A 13,489-nucleotide genomic window follows, 5' to 3' on the forward strand; every position below is an offset into this window, starting at 1 on the left:
GCCCGCTTGCGTCCCTCCCCGGCCCCGCCCTTGTCAGGTCCCCGTCACCGCCGATGCAAAGTGCCTGGCCGGCGCCGCTCATCGGCAACCCGCTGCGAAGCCGGGCCGATGTGGCGCGGATGGCGGAGGCCCTGCTCGCCCCGCTGCCGGGCCTGCTCAGCCCGGGCGGGGCGCGGCTCCGGCTCGGCACCGCCGGCGCCGTCTATGACTCGGTCGCGGCGGAGCTGGAGGGCTATGCCCGGCCGCTCTGGGGCCTCGCGCCGCTCGCCGCCGGCGGCGGCCAATTCGCCGCCTGGCCGCGCTGGCGGGCCGGGTTGCTGGCCGGCACCGACCCCGCCCATCCGGAATTCTGGGGCTGGCCCGGGGATTTCGACCAACGCCTGGTGGAGATGGCGCCGATCGGCCTCGCCCTCGCCCTGGTGCCGGAGAGGCTGCTGGGCGATGCCCCGCCGCTCGCCCGCGCCCGCGTCATCGCCTGGCTGCGCCGGGCCGAGACACAGCGGCCGGTGGACAATAACTGGTGGTTCTTCCGCCTCATGGTCGGGCTCGGCCTGAAGCGCCTCGGCGAGCGGCCCGATACGGCGGCCGAGGCCGAGGCGCATGCCCATATTGATGGTTTCCACCTCGGCGATGGCTGGTACCGCGACGGCCCGACCGATCAGCTCGACCACTATGTCGGCTTCGCCTTCCATTACTACGGGCTGGTCCATGCCGCCCTATCGGGCGATGCCGCGACCGGCGCCGCCTTCCGCGCCCGGGCCCGCGCCTTCGCCGGAGAGTTCCGCCATTGGTTCGGTGCCGATGGCGCCGCCCTGCCGATCGGCCGCAGCCTGACCTACCGCTTCGCCCAGGGCGCCTTCTGGGGCGCGCTGGCCTTCGCCGGGGAGGAAGCGTTGCCCTGGGGCGAGATCAAGGGTCTCTATCTCCGCCATCTGCGCTGGTGGGCGGCACGGCCGACCATCCTGACCCGCGAAGGGCTGCTCTCGGTCGGCTATGCCTATGCCAGCGCCCTGCAGGGTGAGGAATACAACACCGCCGCCTCGCCCTATTGGGCGTTGAAGGCCTTCCTGCCCCTCGCCCTCCCCGAGGACCATCCCTTCTGGGCCGCCGATGAGGCGCCAGACCGCCCGTCCTCCGGCATCGTCGCGCAGCCCCGGCCCGGCCTGCTGCTGTATCGTGCCGGCCGGCGGCAGGTGGTGGCGCTGGCCTCCGGCCAGGCCAGCGACCGCCACCGCCAAGCCGCGGCGAAATACGGCAAGATGGCCTACAGCACCGTCTTCGGCTTCAGCGTCGAAAGCGATATCCGCGGGCTGGAGCGCGGCTGCTTCGACAACACCCTCGCCCTCTCCGATGATGGCGGCACGACTTGGCGCCAGCGCGGCGCCTGCGAGGCCGCGGACATTCGGGAGGAAGGCGGTATTCCCATCCTCTGGTCCCGCTGGCGGCCCTGGCCCGATGTGGTGGTGGAAACGCGGCTGGTCCCCGCCGCGCCCTGGCATCTCCGCCTGCACAGCATCCGCAGCCGCCGCGCCCTGCACCTGGCCGAGGGCGGCTTCGCCATCGACCGCCAGGGCGACGACCCGGAGGCCGATGCGGTCCGCGCCGAGGCCGCGCCCGGCCTCGCCATGGTGCGGGCGCCGGCCGGGCTTTCGCTGCTCTGCGACCTCGATGGCGGGCGTTCGGGCCAGGTCGTGCGGGCCCTGCCGAATACCAATCTCATGGCGCCACGCACCCTGATCCCGACCCTGCGCGGCACCTTGTCTCCCGGCCGGATCGTGCTGCGCTGCGCCGTGCTGGCCCTGCCGGAGGGGGAAGCCAACCTGCCGGAGGGGCTGCCGCCGCTCGCCCGCCTCGCCGATGGGCCGCTTCCCTGGCTTCGCCGCTTCGCCCGCCGGATCCTGCGGCGATAGCCCCACCCCACCATCCCGGCTAACCTGCCCCGCATGGAACGCTTCGCCTTCCATTGCCAGGGCTGTGCCGCCGAAGTGCCGGCCGCGCAGGCGATCGGCCTCTGCGGCGCCTGCGGCGGTCCGGTCATGCCGCGCTACCACCTCCGCCCGGGCGAGCTCGGCCGGGCGGAGCTGGACCGCCGCCCGCCCCTGCTGCTCGAGGCCTGGCGGGAGCTGCTGCCTTTTGCCGAGGCGGGCTCCCTGGCCCAGGCCGGCTTCGGGGAGCTGGCGACGCCGCTCCTCCCCGCACCACGGCTCGGGCGGCGGATCGGCCTGCCGCGGCTCAGCCTCAAGCTCGACCTGCTGCTGCCCAGCCTGTCGCACAAGGATCGGCCGCACAGTGCCGTGGTCGCGGCGGCGCTGGAACGCGGCGCGCGGCGCATCGCCCTCGCCTCCTCCGGCAATGGCGGCGCGGCGCTCGCCATGCATGCCAGGCGGGCAGGGCTGGAGGCGGTGGTGGTGCTCGGCCGGCAGGGCGCGCCCTCGGCCGGCAAGCTCGCGCGGTTGCGGACGCTCGGCGCCCGGCTGGAATGGGTCGAGGGCGGGCTCGATGCCGCCAACCGGCATGTGGAGGCGGGCGCCGCCGCCGGCGCCTGGCTGCCCGCCACCACCTGGACCAACCCCTTCGTGGTCGAGGGCGAAAAGACCATCGGCTTCGAGATCGCCCGGCAGACCGGCTGGCGCGGGCCGGATGCGCTGATCCTGCCGCTCGGCGGCGGCGCCGCGACCTTTGCCCCCTGGAAGGGCCTCGCCGAGCTCCAGGCGCTCGGCCTGCTGGAGCGGATGCCCCGCATCCTCGGCGCGCAATTCGCCCAATGCGCCCCGGTCGCCGCCGCCTTCGCCCGGGGCGATGACCGGATCGAGCCCGTCGCGCCGCGGCCCAGCCTGACCAGCGTGCTGATGGTCGGGAATCCCCGCCTCGGTGGCCCGCTTGCCCTGCGCGCCATCCGGGCGACGGGCGGCGCGGCCTTCGCGGTGCCGGATGCGACGGTCGTGCTGGCGCTGCGGCTGCTGGCCGAGGAGGAGGGCATCGCCGCCGAGCCGGCCGGCGCCATCGCCCTGGCCGCCGCCATGCAGGCCGCCGCCGAGGGCGGGCTGCCTTCGGAGGCGGAGGTGGTGGCGCTGATCTGCGGCAGCGCCTCCAACGACCCCGAGGCCGTGGCCGATCTGGTGGCGCCCGCATGAACCGCCGCAGCTTCCTCCTCGCTGCCGCCGCACTCCCCTTCGAGCTGCCGGAGGGCGAGCATCTGCGCCTGCAGGGCCGGGTGCTGGGCTGGACCGTGCTGCGCGACCGCCTGCCGCGGCCCGATGCGCCGGAGACGGGCATGCTGCTGGTCCGCCCGCAGCGCCCGGTGCCGCCGGCGCGGCGCGCGGGCCATCTGGCGGCGACGCTCCGGGCCTTCCGCCCCTTCCATTTCGAGGCGCTGCCCCCGGAGGAGGCGGTGCGCATCGCCGGCCTGCCGGGCACCGCGATCGAGGCGCCGGCCATGGGCATCGGCAGCCGCCAGCGGGTGATGGTCCATGCCGTCTGCCTCTATGGCCCGGCGCGGAGCTTTCTCCTCATCGGTTCGGCGCCCGCAGCGGAATGGGAGGCGCTGCGTCCCGAGCTGCTGCGGGTGATCGACGGCTTCCGGCCTGGCTAGGGCTTACACCGCCTCCGGCTCGAACCAGATGGTCGGCGCCACGAATTCCTCCTGCGCCGCCACCAGCAGCAATTCCTTCGACCCTGCATCCATGGTCCTTCGCAGCAGGCCATGGATGGCGGAGGTCGAGGCCGCCATCGCCCCGGCTGCCTCGCCGCGCAGCCGGTGGAACAGGAACAGCGCCGCGATCGCATCGCCGGCGCCGTTGAAGCCCCGCTCCAGCCGCGGCGTCCGCAGCCGCCAGAACCGTCCCCCCTCCCCAGCCAGCAGGTCGATGGCATCCGCCGGCGTCTCCGCGGTGCGGAGGCTGGTCACCAGCACGCAGCGCGGCCCGCGCGCCTGCAGCGCCTCGATCGCCCGCTTCGCCTCGGCTAGCGTGGCGATCGGCCCGCCGGTCAGCCATTCCAGCTCGAACTGGTTGGGGGTGAGGAGATCGGCCAGCGGCACCGCCGCGTCGCGCAGCATCTCGGCGATGCCGGCGCGGACATAGACGCGGCCCTCATCGCCGATTACCGGGTCGCAGCAATAAAGCGCGGCGGGATTCGCCGCCTTCACCCGGGCCACCGCCTCCAGCACCGCCTCGCCCGTTCCGGCATCACCGATATAGCCCGAGAGCACGGCGTCGCATTGCCCGAGCACGCCGCGCTCCTCGATCCCCTGCACGCAATCGCGGATCAGGCCGGGGGCGAAGACCTGGCCGCGGAAGCCGCCATGGCCGGGATGGTTGGAGAATTGGACGGTATTCACCGCCCAGACCTCCGCCCCCAGTCGCTGCAGGGGAAAGACCGCGGCCGCATTGCCGACATGGCCATAGGCCACCCAGGATTGGATCGAAAGGATGTTCACGCCGCGCAGGCTAGGCCATCCTGCCCGCAACGAAAACCTGCGGGAGGACAACCACCATGCGCCCGATCGCTGCCCTGCTGGCTGCGTTCCTGCTGCTGCCGGCCGCCGAGGCCCCGGCCCAGACCAGGGGCGACCCGGCTGCGCTGCGGGTGAAGCTGTTCGGCGACCTCCGCTCGCTCGACCCCTTCATCAGCCCCGAATACATGGCCCGCAACCATGGCTACATGGTCTACGACACGCTGTTTGCATTGGACTCCAAGCTGCGGCCGCAGCCGCAGATGGTCGCGCGCTGGAGCACCTCGCCCGACGGCCTGACCTGGGACTTCACCCTGCGCGAGGGGCTGCGCTTCCATGACGGCGCGCCGGTCACCAGCGCCGATGTCGTCGCCTCCTTGCGCCGCTGGGCGGTGCGGGACGGGCTCGGCCAGCAACTCATAGGTCTGGCGACGGGGCTGGAGCCGACCTCGCCGGACAGTTTCCGCATCACGCTCAAGGCGCCCTTCGGCCTGATGCTGGAAGCGCTGTCGAAACCCTCCGGTCAGCCGCCCTTCATCATGCCGGCCCGTGTCGCCGAGACACCGGCCGCGACGCCCAACACCGACCCCACCGGCTCCGGCCCATTCACCCTGCGGCGGGAGGATTGGCGAGCCGGCGACCGCGTCACCTATCGCCGCAACCCCGGCTATGTGCCGCGGGCCGAGGCGCCGGACGGGCTGGCAGGGGGCAAGCGCGCCGGGGTGGAGCGCGTCGAATGGGTCTACCTGCCCGATGCGCAGACCGCGCTGAACGCCCTCGTCTCCGGCGAGATCGACATCTTCGAGGAGCTGCCGCCCGACCTCTTTCCCGTGGTGCGGCGCAACCGCAACCTCCGGCTCGGCCCGCAGGACAATGTCGGGGTGCAGCCCATCTTCCGCATGAACCAGGCGGTGCCACCCTTCGACAATCCGCGCCTGCGCCAGGCCATGCTGCGGCTGGTCGATCCGGCGCAGGTCCTGCCAGCCTATCTGAATGATCCGGCGCTCTGGCGCGATTGCCGATCCTTCTATGTCTGCGGCAGCCCCTACCATACCAATGCCGGCTGGGTGGCGCCGGACCTGGCCGAGGCGCGGCGGCTGGTCGCGGCCAGCGGCTATGACGGCACGCCGGTGGTGGTGCTGGACGCGCAGGACAGCACGATCAGCCACACCCTGGCCCTGGTCTCGGCCGACCTGCTGAAGCAGGCTGGGCTGCGGGTGGATGTGCAGGCGATGGACTGGGCGACTCTGGTGCAGCGCCGCCTCTCCCGCACGCCGGGGCCGCAGGGCTGGAACCTCTTCGTCTCGGCACCCTCCGGCCTCGATGCCATGGACCCGGCCGGGCACAATGCCATGCGCTCGGCCTGCGAACGGACCGGCCTGCCCGGCTGGCCCTGCGATGCGGAGATGGAGCGGCTGCGCGACGCCTTCCTCGCGGCGCCGGAGGCTGGGGCCCGCAGTGCGGCCGCGGCGGCCTACCATGCCCGCGCGCTGGAGACGGTGCCCTATGTCCCGCTCGGCCAGTTCAGCCTGGTGCGCGGCTATTCGGCACGGCTCTCTGGCATCCTCGATGCGCCGGTGCCAGTCTACTGGAACATCGCAAAGCTGAGCGAGTAACGACGCGGCCCCTTCCATCCCGGGCGCCGGCCCGGCAGGATGCGGGAAAACCCGGGACCACACCGGGCACTCGAGGAGAGGAACGCCCGCCATGACCGAAGCCGTCACCCGTCGTGCCACCCTGCTCGGCGCCGGCGCCACCGCCGGCAGCCTGCTGTTTGCCGGCAGCGGGGCCCATGCCCAGGGCAAGCCGAGCGAGCTGAAGGTCGGCATCACCACCTTCCTCTCCGGCTCGGCCAGCGTCTTCGGCGTGCCAGCGAAGCAGATGGGCGAGCTGCTGTTCGAGGAGATCAACAAGGCGGGCGGCATCGGCGGCGTGCCGGTGCGCCCCATCTTCGTCGATGAGGCCCCGGGCACCGACCATCTCGTCGGCGAATTCCGCCGGCTGGTGCAGAACGAGGGCGTGCAGCTCATCTTCGCCTCCATCTCCTCCGGCTCCTGCCTCGCCTGCACGCCGCTCTCGGATGAGATGAAGAAGACAACGCTGCTCTGGGATTGCGGCACCCAACGCATCTTCGAGGAAGGCTCGCACCCCTTCGCCTTCCGCACCCAGGGCTATGGCACGCCAGAAGTGCTGGCGCCGCTGCTCTATCTCCTGAAGCACAAGCCGGACTTCCGGACGCTGGCCGTCATCAACCAGGATTACGCCTGGGGCCGCGACAGCTGGGAGCTGTGGAAGGCCGGGATGGATGCGCTGAAGCCCGGCGTCCGGGTGGTGGCGGAGATGTTCCCGCGCTTCGGCGCGACCGATTTCAGCACCGAGGTGACGCGGCTGCTGGCCGCCCGGCCGGATGTCATCCTCTCGACCAGCTGGGGCGGCGACCTCGTCACCCTGCTGCGGCAATCGGCCGAGCGCCGGCTCTTCGAGCGCTCCACCTTCGTGCTGCCGATCGCCGAGGCCTCGATGCAGATTCTCGGCCGCACCATGCCGGCCGGCCATATCATCGGTGCCCGCGGCGACCACTTCAACAACCATCCCTCGCCGAAGGACCCGGCGCGGCTGAAGCGCTTCGTCGACATGTACCGGGCGAAATACAACGAATATCCGATCTATCCCTGCCACCACATGGCGCAGGCCATCTCGGCGATGCAGGCGGGCTATGCCAAGGCGATCGCGGCCAAGGGCGGCGGCTGGCCGAATGACCAGGAATTGGCCAATGCCTTCCGCGGCCTCACCTTCGACAGCCCGACCTCAACCATCACCCTGCGCGAGGACGGCCAGGGGCTGGAGGATCAGATCGTCGGTCTCAGCAGCTTCAACGACAAATATCCCTTCGCCGTGCCGAAGGACATGATCCTCTTCCCCGCCGCCATGGTCTCGACGCCGGTGGGGCAGAAGAGCACCGACTGGCTGAAGACCCTGAAACCCGAGATCCTGGCCCAGGTCCCGGCCCCGATCGCCGGCTGATGGCTGATTGGTTCGCCGAGAACGGTCTCCTCCTCGGCCTCGCGCTGCTGGATGGCCTCGCCTATGCGGCGTTGGTCTTCATGGTGGCGGTGGGGCTGAACCTGGTCTTCGGCGTGCTGCGCATCGTCAATGTGGCGCATGGCAGCCTCTTCGCCATCGGCGCCTATACGGCGGCCTCCATCGGCATCTTCTTCGCCAGCCGCGGCCTGCCGCCCTGGATGAGCTATGTGGCGCTGGTGCTGGCGGCCGTGGCCGTTGGCGCGGTGCTCGGCCCATTGATCGAAAAGCTGCTGCTGCGCCGGATCTACGGGCATGAGGATGTGCTGCAGCTCCTCGTCACCTTCGCGCTCTTCATGATCCTCGAGGATGTGCAGAAGCTGATCTGGGGGGTGCAGCCCATCTCGCAGGACACGCCGCTGAGATTCCTCGGCACGGTCGATGTTCCCTTCGGCGAGGATGTGATCCCCTTCACCGCCTACCAGCTCTTCGTCCTGCCCGGGGTGGCGGTGGCCACCCTGCTCGCCCTCGCCTGGTTCCTGCGTCGGACGCTGACCGGCCGGGTCATCGTCGCCGTGACCACGGACAAGGAAGCCGCGACGGCGATGGGGATCGATGCGGCGCGGATCATGCTGCTGACCTTCACCTTCGGCGCCGGCCTCGCCGCACTCGGCGGCGCGCTCGCCTCGCCGACCACGGCGCTGGTCCCGGGGGTCGGGGCGCAGACCATCGTGCTCTCCTTCGCCGTGGTGGCGACGGCCGGGCTCGGCCAGATCGAGGGCGCGGCGCTGACCTCCCTCCTGATCGGCCTCGGCCGCAGCATCGCGGTCTATTTCGCCCCGGAATTCGAGGTGGTGGTGCCCTATCTCATCATGGTCGCGGTGCTGCTGGTCCGGCCGCAGGGCTTGTTTGGTGTGATCGAGACCCGCCGGGTATGAGGCGGGAATCCCTTCTCGCGGCGCTCGGGGCCATCGGCCTCGTCGCCTGCGCCTGGGCGGTGCCCTGGCTGAAGTTCGTCCTCACCATCGCGCTCGCCAAGGGCATCGCCGTGCTCGGCATCCTGCTGCTGCTGCGCGCGGGGCAGGTGAGCTTCGGCCATTCCATGTTCCTGGCCCTCGGCGCCTATACCGTCGCCTTCCTCGCGCCCTCGGCGCCGGAAGTGCTGCTGCTGCTGCCGCTGGCCGGGCTGCTCGGCGCCGGGCTGGGTTTGGTCCTCGGCCTCTTCCTGGTGCGCTACCGGGACATCTTCTTCGGCATGCTGAACCTCGCCTTCGCCATGGTGATGTATTCGCTGCTGGAGAAGCTCTATGCGCTCACCAAGGGGACGGATGGCATCCGCGTCGCCCGCCTGACCTTCGCGGGGCTGGAGCCCGACCGGCCGACCCAGGAATGGATCATGTTCGGCATCGCCCTCGGCCTTGCCATCGGCTTCGGCCTGCTGGTCCGCTTCTACCTCGCCTCGCCCATGGGCCGGGCGCTCGCGGGGATCAAGACGCGGGAGACGCGGCTGGAATTCATGGGCGTGCCGGCCCGGCGCGTGCTGCTCGCGGCCTATGTGCTCTCGGCGCTGATGGGCGGCGTCGGCGGCGCGCTGATCGGGATGACGACGCGCCATGTCACGCCGCAGCTTGCCTATTGGACCTCCTCCGGCGAGCTGGTCTTCATCGCCATCCTGGGCGGCGCCGGCAGCGCGCTCGGCCCCTTCCTCGGCGCGACGGCCTTCGAACTGGTGCGGGTCTATGCCGCGGCGGCCGTCGCCGATGCCTGGCAGATGATCCTCGGCGGCGTGCTGCTGGTCGTCATCCTCTTCGCCCCGGGCGGCATCTGGGGCATCCTCGCCCGGCGGCGGCAGGCATGAGCGACGCATTGCCGCTGCTCTCGGCCCGCGGCCTTCGCCTCGCCTTCGGCGGGGTCAAGGCGGCGGACGGCATCGACCTCGATGTCCGGCATGGCGAATTCCTCGCCATCATCGGCCCGAACGGGGCGGGCAAGACCACCTTCATCAATATGGCGACCGGCTATCTCCGCCCCCAGGCTGGCCGCATCGAATTCGAGGGCCAGCCGATCCTCGGCCTCTCGCCCCGTGCCATCGTCCGGCGCGGCATCGGCCGCAGCTTCCAGCTGCCCCAGCTCTTCACCGAGCATACGGTGCTGGAGAATGCGGCGCTCGCCATCGCCGCTCGGCGCGGGATCTGGTCGCCCCTCGCCCCCCTGCTCCGCCCCCGCTGGCGGGACGAGGCGATGGAGCTGCTGGACCGCTTCGGCCTCCGCGGTATCGCGGAAAGCCGGGCGGATTCCCTGAACGAGGGCGCCCGCAAGCTGGCCGATATCGCCATGGCCGTCGCCCTGGAACCCAGCCTGCTGCTGATGGACGAACCGACCAGCGGCGTCGCCGCGGCCGAGAAGATGCTGATCGTCGAGACCCTGGTCCGGGTGCTGCGCAGCACCGGCGTCACGGCCGTTTTCGTCGAGCACGACATGGATGTGGTCGCCCGCTTCGCCGACCGCGTCGCGGTCTGGAGCCAGGGCCGCATCGCCGCGCTCGGCCCGCCAGCCGAGGTGCTGGCGGACCCCGTCGTGCAGCGCGACGTCATCGGGATCGCCACCCATGCTTGAGCTGTCGGGCGTCTCGGTGGACATCGCCGGCATCCGGGTCCTGCGCGGCGTCTCGCTGGCGGTGCCGCCCGGCGGACGAGTGGCGCTGATCGGCCGCAACGGCGCCGGCAAGACCACCACCCTGCGCGCCCTGATGGGCCTGCTGCCGGTGCGGGAAGGCCGCGTCGCCCTCGATGGCCAGGACGCCACCACCACCCCGGCACATCACCGCGCCCGGCTCGGCATCGGCTATGCGCCGGAGGAGCGGCGGCTCTTCGGCAGCTTCTCGGTGCGGGAGAACATGCTCCTGCCGGCCGAGGTGCTGCGCCTGCCGAGGCCCGAGACCGCCCGGCGGCTGGAGGCGGTCTTCACCCTGCTGCCGGAGCTGCGCGAGCTCGCCCCGCGCCGCGCCGCCGGCCTTTCGGGCGGCCAGGGGAAGATGGTGGCGCTCGGCCGGGCGCTGATGGTCGGCACCCGCGCGGTGCTGCTGGACGAGCCCTTCCAGGGCCTCGCCCCGGCCCTGGCCATGCGCTACGCCGAAGCCCTGGCGCGCCTGCACCAGGCCCTGCCCGAGGTCGCCATCCTCATCACCGAGAGCAACCCCGAACTCCTGCGCTCATTGGTCGAGGCGACCTATGTGATCGAGCGGGGGGAAATGGCGCCGGCCTGACCGCATCCCCATATGAAGGGCATGAGAACCCATCTTGCGGTGCTGCTGCTGGCGGGGCTCGGTGGCTGCGCCGCGCAGCCCCGCACGGCCCTGCCCGATGCCAGCGTCATCGCCGCGCATGAATGGGACCACGGCCCGCCCTGGGGGCCGGAGGAGATCCCCTGGGTCGCCCCGCCCCCCGACACCTATTATGCGGGCTCCCCCTGGTACTGGGGCGGGCCGGCGGTCGGGCTCGGCGTCGGGATCGGCATCGGGCGCGGCCATTGGTGGGGCGGCCATCGCGGCGGCTTCCATCGCGGTGGCGGCTGGCATGGCGGGCGCGGCTTCCATCGCGGGGGCGGCTGGCATGGCGGGCGCGGCTTCCATCGCGGGGGCGGCTGGCATGGCGGGCGCGGTTTCCATCGCGGGGGCGGGCATTTCGGCGGCGGGCGGCGCGGGGGTCGGTAAGGTTGCGTCGAGGGCGCGCTTCCCCTATACGCCCCGCTTCCCGCGGCCGGTCGGTATCGGCTGCGCCTTGTCCCGCGAGCGCGCCATGAAGCCCGATATCCATCCCGATTACCACACGATCACCATCGTCATGACGGACGGCACGACCTATACGACGCGGTCCTGCTACGGGAACGAGGGTGACACGATCCGCCTCGACATCGACCCGAAGTCCCATCCGGCCTGGACCGGCGTGCAGCGGGTGATGGACACCGGCGGCCAGGTGGCGAAGTTCAACAAGAAGTTCGCCGGCATCGGCGCCCGCAAGAAGTAGGCTTCGTCCCACTCGGACGGCTCTTTGGGAAAGGCCGCGCCCCCTTGAACGGGGCGCGGCCTTTGCTAATTTCTCCCTCCGTCAGGGGCGCCCGAATGGGGCTCCTGGCGCGGTTCACCGCAAGCAGCGGCGCCCGAATGGGGTCGATGCAGCAGAACCGCCGGCACAATCGGACCTTGCTTCCGCCAAGGAGGTTCTCTGGCTATGAATACCCTCGATTTCTCCCCGCTGTTCCGCACCGCCATTGGCTTCGACCGTCTGGCCCGCACGCTCGAGACGGCGCGCGCCTCGCAGGACCAGCAGGGCTATCCCCCGTACAACATCGAGAAGGTCGGTGAGGACAGCTACGTCCTGACCATGGCCGTCGCCGGCTTCGGCCCGAACGACCTCGAGATCGTCGCGCGCGACAACGTCCTCACCGTTGCCGGCCGCGCGCCGCAGACCGAGGAAGGCCGCAGCTACCTGCATCGCGGCATCGCCGGCCGCGCCTTCGAGCGTCGCTTCGCCCTGGCCGACCATATCGTGGTCGATGGCGCGAACCTCGAGCATGGCCTGCTCCAGCTCTCGCTGAAGCGGGTGGTGCCGGAGGCGCTGAAGCCCCGCCGCATCCCGGTGCAGGCCGGCCGTCCGGCCATCGCCAACCAGGACCAGCCGGAGGCGCCGCAGGCCCAGGCTGCCTGAGGGCAGTTCGGCCATCAGGGCCGGCGGGGGCAGCCCCGCCGGCCTTTTTCATGCTTTTTTATGGCGGCACCGGCCCACACCCCCACCTGGCCACCCATCAGCATACTGTCGTGGGTAGCCGGGTGGGGCTGCGGGCCGGTGCCGAGCGTCCCGATGCCCCTCAGCCCCCGCCGGGCTTGCGGAACAGCGCATCCGCCGCGCCCCGATGCGTCTGCCGGGCCGCGATCATCGCCTCCGCCCGGGCGATTTCGGCCCGCAAGGCGTCGATATACTGGCGCAATTCCTCGACGTCCCAGCGATCGAGCTGGGCGGGCATGAAACGAGCGGCGACGGGGCGGGGGCTCTCTTCCTCGAACATGGGCGGTTTCTCTCGATCAAGCGGGCTTTGACCATGCCCGGCGCCGCCTCTATATCCCAGCCCAAGTCGCGGCGGGGGATCCCGCCTTGCCCCGCGTCGCCCAGATAGGTTCGCCCATGACCCAACCGCTGATGCCCAAGGCCACCGCCGTGTGGCTGATCGATAAAACTTCCCTGACATTCGAACAGGTCGCCGATTTCGTGGGCATGCACCCGCTGGAGGTGCAGGCGATCGCCGATGGCGAGGTCGCGCAGGGGATCATCGGCTACGACCCCGTGCTGAACGGCCAGTTGACGCGCCAGGAGATCGCCCGCTGCGAGGCCGATCCGGCCTTCCGGCTGCAGATCCAGTCCTCGGCCCTGCCGGCGCCGAAGGTTCGCGGCAAGGGCGCCCGCTACACCCCCGTCTCCAAGCGGAACGACCGGCCGGACGCCATCGCCTGGCTGATCCGCCACCATCCGCAGCTCTCGGATGCGACGGTCGGCAAGCTCGTCGGCACCACCAAGGAGACCATCGCCAAGGTCCGCGACCGGACCCACTGGAACAGCGCCAATATCAAGCCGCGCGACCCGGTGATCCTCGGCCTGTGCAGCCAGTCGGACCTGAATGCGGCCCTGATCGCCGCGGGCGACCGGCCGGCCAGCGCCGTACCCCTGCCGGATGCGGCGGAAGACCCGGCGGCCTGAATGCCGCCGGGCCGGAAGCGCTAATTCGACCGGCGGAGCCGCTCGATCTCCTCGCGCAGTTTCAGCTTTTCCCGTTTCAGCCGCGCCAGCTCCATCTCATCGGGTCGCGGTCGGGTGCCCTGCGCCATGATCTCCCGTTCCAGGATGGCATGCTTGTCCTCGAGGGAGCGGAGCCTCGGCGAGCTCATCATGCAGGCATCTCCTTTAGATCCGGTTGCGCCCTGGGCGCAGCCCCATCGGGGCGGCAGCAGGCCGGGTCCGGTGG

General features: G+C 71.3%; 16 protein-coding genes. 13 read left to right on the forward strand and 3 right to left on the reverse strand.

The annotated features are described in order from the left end of the window. The first annotated feature begins 53 nt into the window (after positions 1-53). The 3 genes from JMJ55_RS08330 to JMJ55_RS08340 are packed head-to-tail and all read left to right on the forward strand — an operon-like array spanning position 54 to position 3,592. Positions 54-1,910, forward strand: coding sequence for a DUF2264 domain-containing protein (locus JMJ55_RS08330; protein ID WP_202825077.1), 1,857 nt, complete (start codon positions 54-56; stop codon positions 1,908-1,910). A gap of 33 nt (positions 1,911-1,943) precedes the next feature. After that, positions 1,944-3,134, forward strand: a complete 1,191-nt coding sequence (locus tag JMJ55_RS08335) for a threonine synthase (protein WP_202825078.1) — start codon at positions 1,944-1,946, stop codon at positions 3,132-3,134. Next, positions 3,131-3,592, forward strand: a complete 462-nt coding sequence (locus JMJ55_RS08340) for a hypothetical protein (protein ID WP_202825079.1) — start codon at positions 3,131-3,133, stop codon at positions 3,590-3,592. The genes JMJ55_RS08335 and JMJ55_RS08340 overlap by 4 nt, the downstream gene beginning before the upstream one ends. A gap of 3 nt (positions 3,593-3,595) precedes the next feature. On the opposite strand, the gene pdxY is transcribed toward JMJ55_RS08340, so the two are convergent. Beyond that, positions 3,596-4,438, reverse strand: coding sequence for a pyridoxal kinase PdxY (pdxY, locus tag JMJ55_RS08345; RefSeq protein WP_202825080.1), 843 nt, complete (start codon positions 4,436-4,438; stop codon positions 3,596-3,598). A 56-nt stretch (positions 4,439-4,494) separates the two neighbouring features. Here pdxY and JMJ55_RS08350 point away from each other — a divergent pair, with 56 nt between their 5' ends. The 9 genes from JMJ55_RS08350 (at position 4,495) to JMJ55_RS08390 (ending at position 12,180) form a co-directional block, all read left to right on the forward strand. Further along, on the forward strand, positions 4,495-6,069 hold the full coding sequence (locus JMJ55_RS08350; protein ID WP_202825081.1) for an ABC transporter substrate-binding protein: 1,575 nt from the start codon (positions 4,495-4,497) through the stop codon (positions 6,067-6,069). 91 nt (positions 6,070-6,160) lie between these two features. Continuing rightward, positions 6,161-7,477: an ABC transporter substrate-binding protein gene (locus JMJ55_RS08355; protein WP_236033531.1), complete on the forward strand. Its 1,317-nt coding sequence runs from the start codon at positions 6,161-6,163 to the stop codon at positions 7,475-7,477. Further along, on the forward strand, positions 7,477-8,412 hold the full coding sequence (locus JMJ55_RS08360; protein ID WP_202825082.1) for a branched-chain amino acid ABC transporter permease: 936 nt from the start codon (positions 7,477-7,479) through the stop codon (positions 8,410-8,412). The genes JMJ55_RS08355 and JMJ55_RS08360 overlap by 1 nt, the downstream gene beginning before the upstream one ends. After that, on the forward strand, positions 8,409-9,332 hold the full coding sequence (locus tag JMJ55_RS08365) for a branched-chain amino acid ABC transporter permease (RefSeq protein ID WP_202825083.1): 924 nt from the start codon (positions 8,409-8,411) through the stop codon (positions 9,330-9,332). Before JMJ55_RS08360 ends, JMJ55_RS08365 begins: the two co-directional genes overlap by 4 nt. Continuing rightward, positions 9,329-10,090 carry an ABC transporter ATP-binding protein gene (locus tag JMJ55_RS08370; protein ID WP_202825084.1) on the forward strand — a complete coding sequence of 254 codons (762 nt, stop codon included), beginning with the start codon at positions 9,329-9,331 and terminating at the stop codon, positions 10,088-10,090. Before JMJ55_RS08365 ends, JMJ55_RS08370 begins: the two co-directional genes overlap by 4 nt. Further along, entirely contained in the window at positions 10,083-10,739 is a 657-nt protein-coding gene (locus JMJ55_RS08375; protein ID WP_202825085.1) for an ABC transporter ATP-binding protein, read from the forward strand. Before JMJ55_RS08370 ends, JMJ55_RS08375 begins: the two co-directional genes overlap by 8 nt. A gap of 21 nt (positions 10,740-10,760) precedes the next feature. Continuing rightward, on the forward strand, positions 10,761-11,186 hold the full coding sequence (locus JMJ55_RS08380; protein WP_202825086.1) for a hypothetical protein: 426 nt from the start codon (positions 10,761-10,763) through the stop codon (positions 11,184-11,186). A gap of 85 nt (positions 11,187-11,271) precedes the next feature. Beyond that, complete coding sequence (gene rpmE, locus JMJ55_RS08385; protein ID WP_202825087.1) at positions 11,272-11,499, forward strand: 50S ribosomal protein L31; 228 nt, start codon at positions 11,272-11,274, stop codon at positions 11,497-11,499. Between the two features lie 204 nt (positions 11,500-11,703). Continuing rightward, on the forward strand, positions 11,704-12,180 hold the full coding sequence (locus JMJ55_RS08390) for an Hsp20 family protein (RefSeq protein WP_202825088.1): 477 nt from the start codon (positions 11,704-11,706) through the stop codon (positions 12,178-12,180). Between the two features lie 160 nt (positions 12,181-12,340). Here JMJ55_RS08390 and JMJ55_RS08395 read toward each other — a convergent pair whose 3' ends face one another. Continuing rightward, complete coding sequence (locus tag JMJ55_RS08395; RefSeq protein WP_202825089.1) at positions 12,341-12,538, reverse strand: DUF1192 domain-containing protein; 198 nt, start codon at positions 12,536-12,538, stop codon at positions 12,341-12,343. Between the two features lie 116 nt (positions 12,539-12,654). Here JMJ55_RS08395 and JMJ55_RS08400 point away from each other — a divergent pair, with 116 nt between their 5' ends. Then, complete coding sequence (locus JMJ55_RS08400) at positions 12,655-13,224, forward strand: DUF1013 domain-containing protein (RefSeq protein ID WP_202825090.1); 570 nt, start codon at positions 12,655-12,657, stop codon at positions 13,222-13,224. Between the two features lie 20 nt (positions 13,225-13,244). On the opposite strand, the gene JMJ55_RS08405 is transcribed toward JMJ55_RS08400, so the two are convergent. Then, entirely contained in the window at positions 13,245-13,415 is a 171-nt protein-coding gene (locus tag JMJ55_RS08405; RefSeq protein ID WP_202825091.1) for a YdcH family protein, read from the reverse strand. Between the last annotated feature and the right edge of the window lie 74 nt (positions 13,416-13,489).

It is taken from the genome of Belnapia mucosa, assembly GCF_016775475.1.
Classification (GTDB): domain Bacteria; phylum Pseudomonadota; class Alphaproteobacteria; order Acetobacterales; family Acetobacteraceae; genus Belnapia; species Belnapia mucosa.

What these genes read in the sequence shown, in the direction of transcription:
- JMJ55_RS08330 (WP_202825077.1), top strand. Translation starts at nt 54, where the DNA reads ATGCAAAGTGCCTGGCCGGCGCCGCTCATCGGCAACCCGCTGCGAAGC.
- JMJ55_RS08335 (WP_202825078.1), top strand. Translation starts at nt 1,944, where the DNA reads ATGGAACGCTTCGCCTTCCATTGCCAGGGCTGTGCCGCCGAAGTGCCG.
- JMJ55_RS08340 (WP_202825079.1), top strand. Translation starts at nt 3,131, where the DNA reads ATGAACCGCCGCAGCTTCCTCCTCGCTGCCGCCGCACTCCCCTTCGAG.
- JMJ55_RS08350 (WP_202825081.1), top strand. Translation starts at nt 4,495, where the DNA reads ATGCGCCCGATCGCTGCCCTGCTGGCTGCGTTCCTGCTGCTGCCGGCC.
- JMJ55_RS08355 (WP_236033531.1), top strand. Translation starts at nt 6,161, where the DNA reads ATGACCGAAGCCGTCACCCGTCGTGCCACCCTGCTCGGCGCCGGCGCC.
- JMJ55_RS08360 (WP_202825082.1), top strand. Translation starts at nt 7,477, where the DNA reads ATGGCTGATTGGTTCGCCGAGAACGGTCTCCTCCTCGGCCTCGCGCTG.
- JMJ55_RS08365 (WP_202825083.1), top strand. Translation starts at nt 8,409, where the DNA reads ATGAGGCGGGAATCCCTTCTCGCGGCGCTCGGGGCCATCGGCCTCGTC.
- JMJ55_RS08370 (WP_202825084.1), top strand. Translation starts at nt 9,329, where the DNA reads ATGAGCGACGCATTGCCGCTGCTCTCGGCCCGCGGCCTTCGCCTCGCC.
- JMJ55_RS08375 (WP_202825085.1), top strand. Translation starts at nt 10,083, where the DNA reads ATGCTTGAGCTGTCGGGCGTCTCGGTGGACATCGCCGGCATCCGGGTC.
- JMJ55_RS08380 (WP_202825086.1), top strand. Translation starts at nt 10,761, where the DNA reads ATGAGAACCCATCTTGCGGTGCTGCTGCTGGCGGGGCTCGGTGGCTGC.
- rpmE (WP_202825087.1), top strand. Translation starts at nt 11,272, where the DNA reads ATGAAGCCCGATATCCATCCCGATTACCACACGATCACCATCGTCATG.
- JMJ55_RS08390 (WP_202825088.1), top strand. Translation starts at nt 11,704, where the DNA reads ATGAATACCCTCGATTTCTCCCCGCTGTTCCGCACCGCCATTGGCTTC.
- JMJ55_RS08395 (WP_202825089.1), bottom strand. Translation starts at nt 12,538, where the DNA reads ATGTTCGAGGAAGAGAGCCCCCGCCCCGTCGCCGCTCGTTTCATGCCC.
- JMJ55_RS08400 (WP_202825090.1), top strand. Translation starts at nt 12,655, where the DNA reads ATGACCCAACCGCTGATGCCCAAGGCCACCGCCGTGTGGCTGATCGAT.
- JMJ55_RS08405 (WP_202825091.1), bottom strand. Translation starts at nt 13,415, where the DNA reads ATGATGAGCTCGCCGAGGCTCCGCTCCCTCGAGGACAAGCATGCCATC.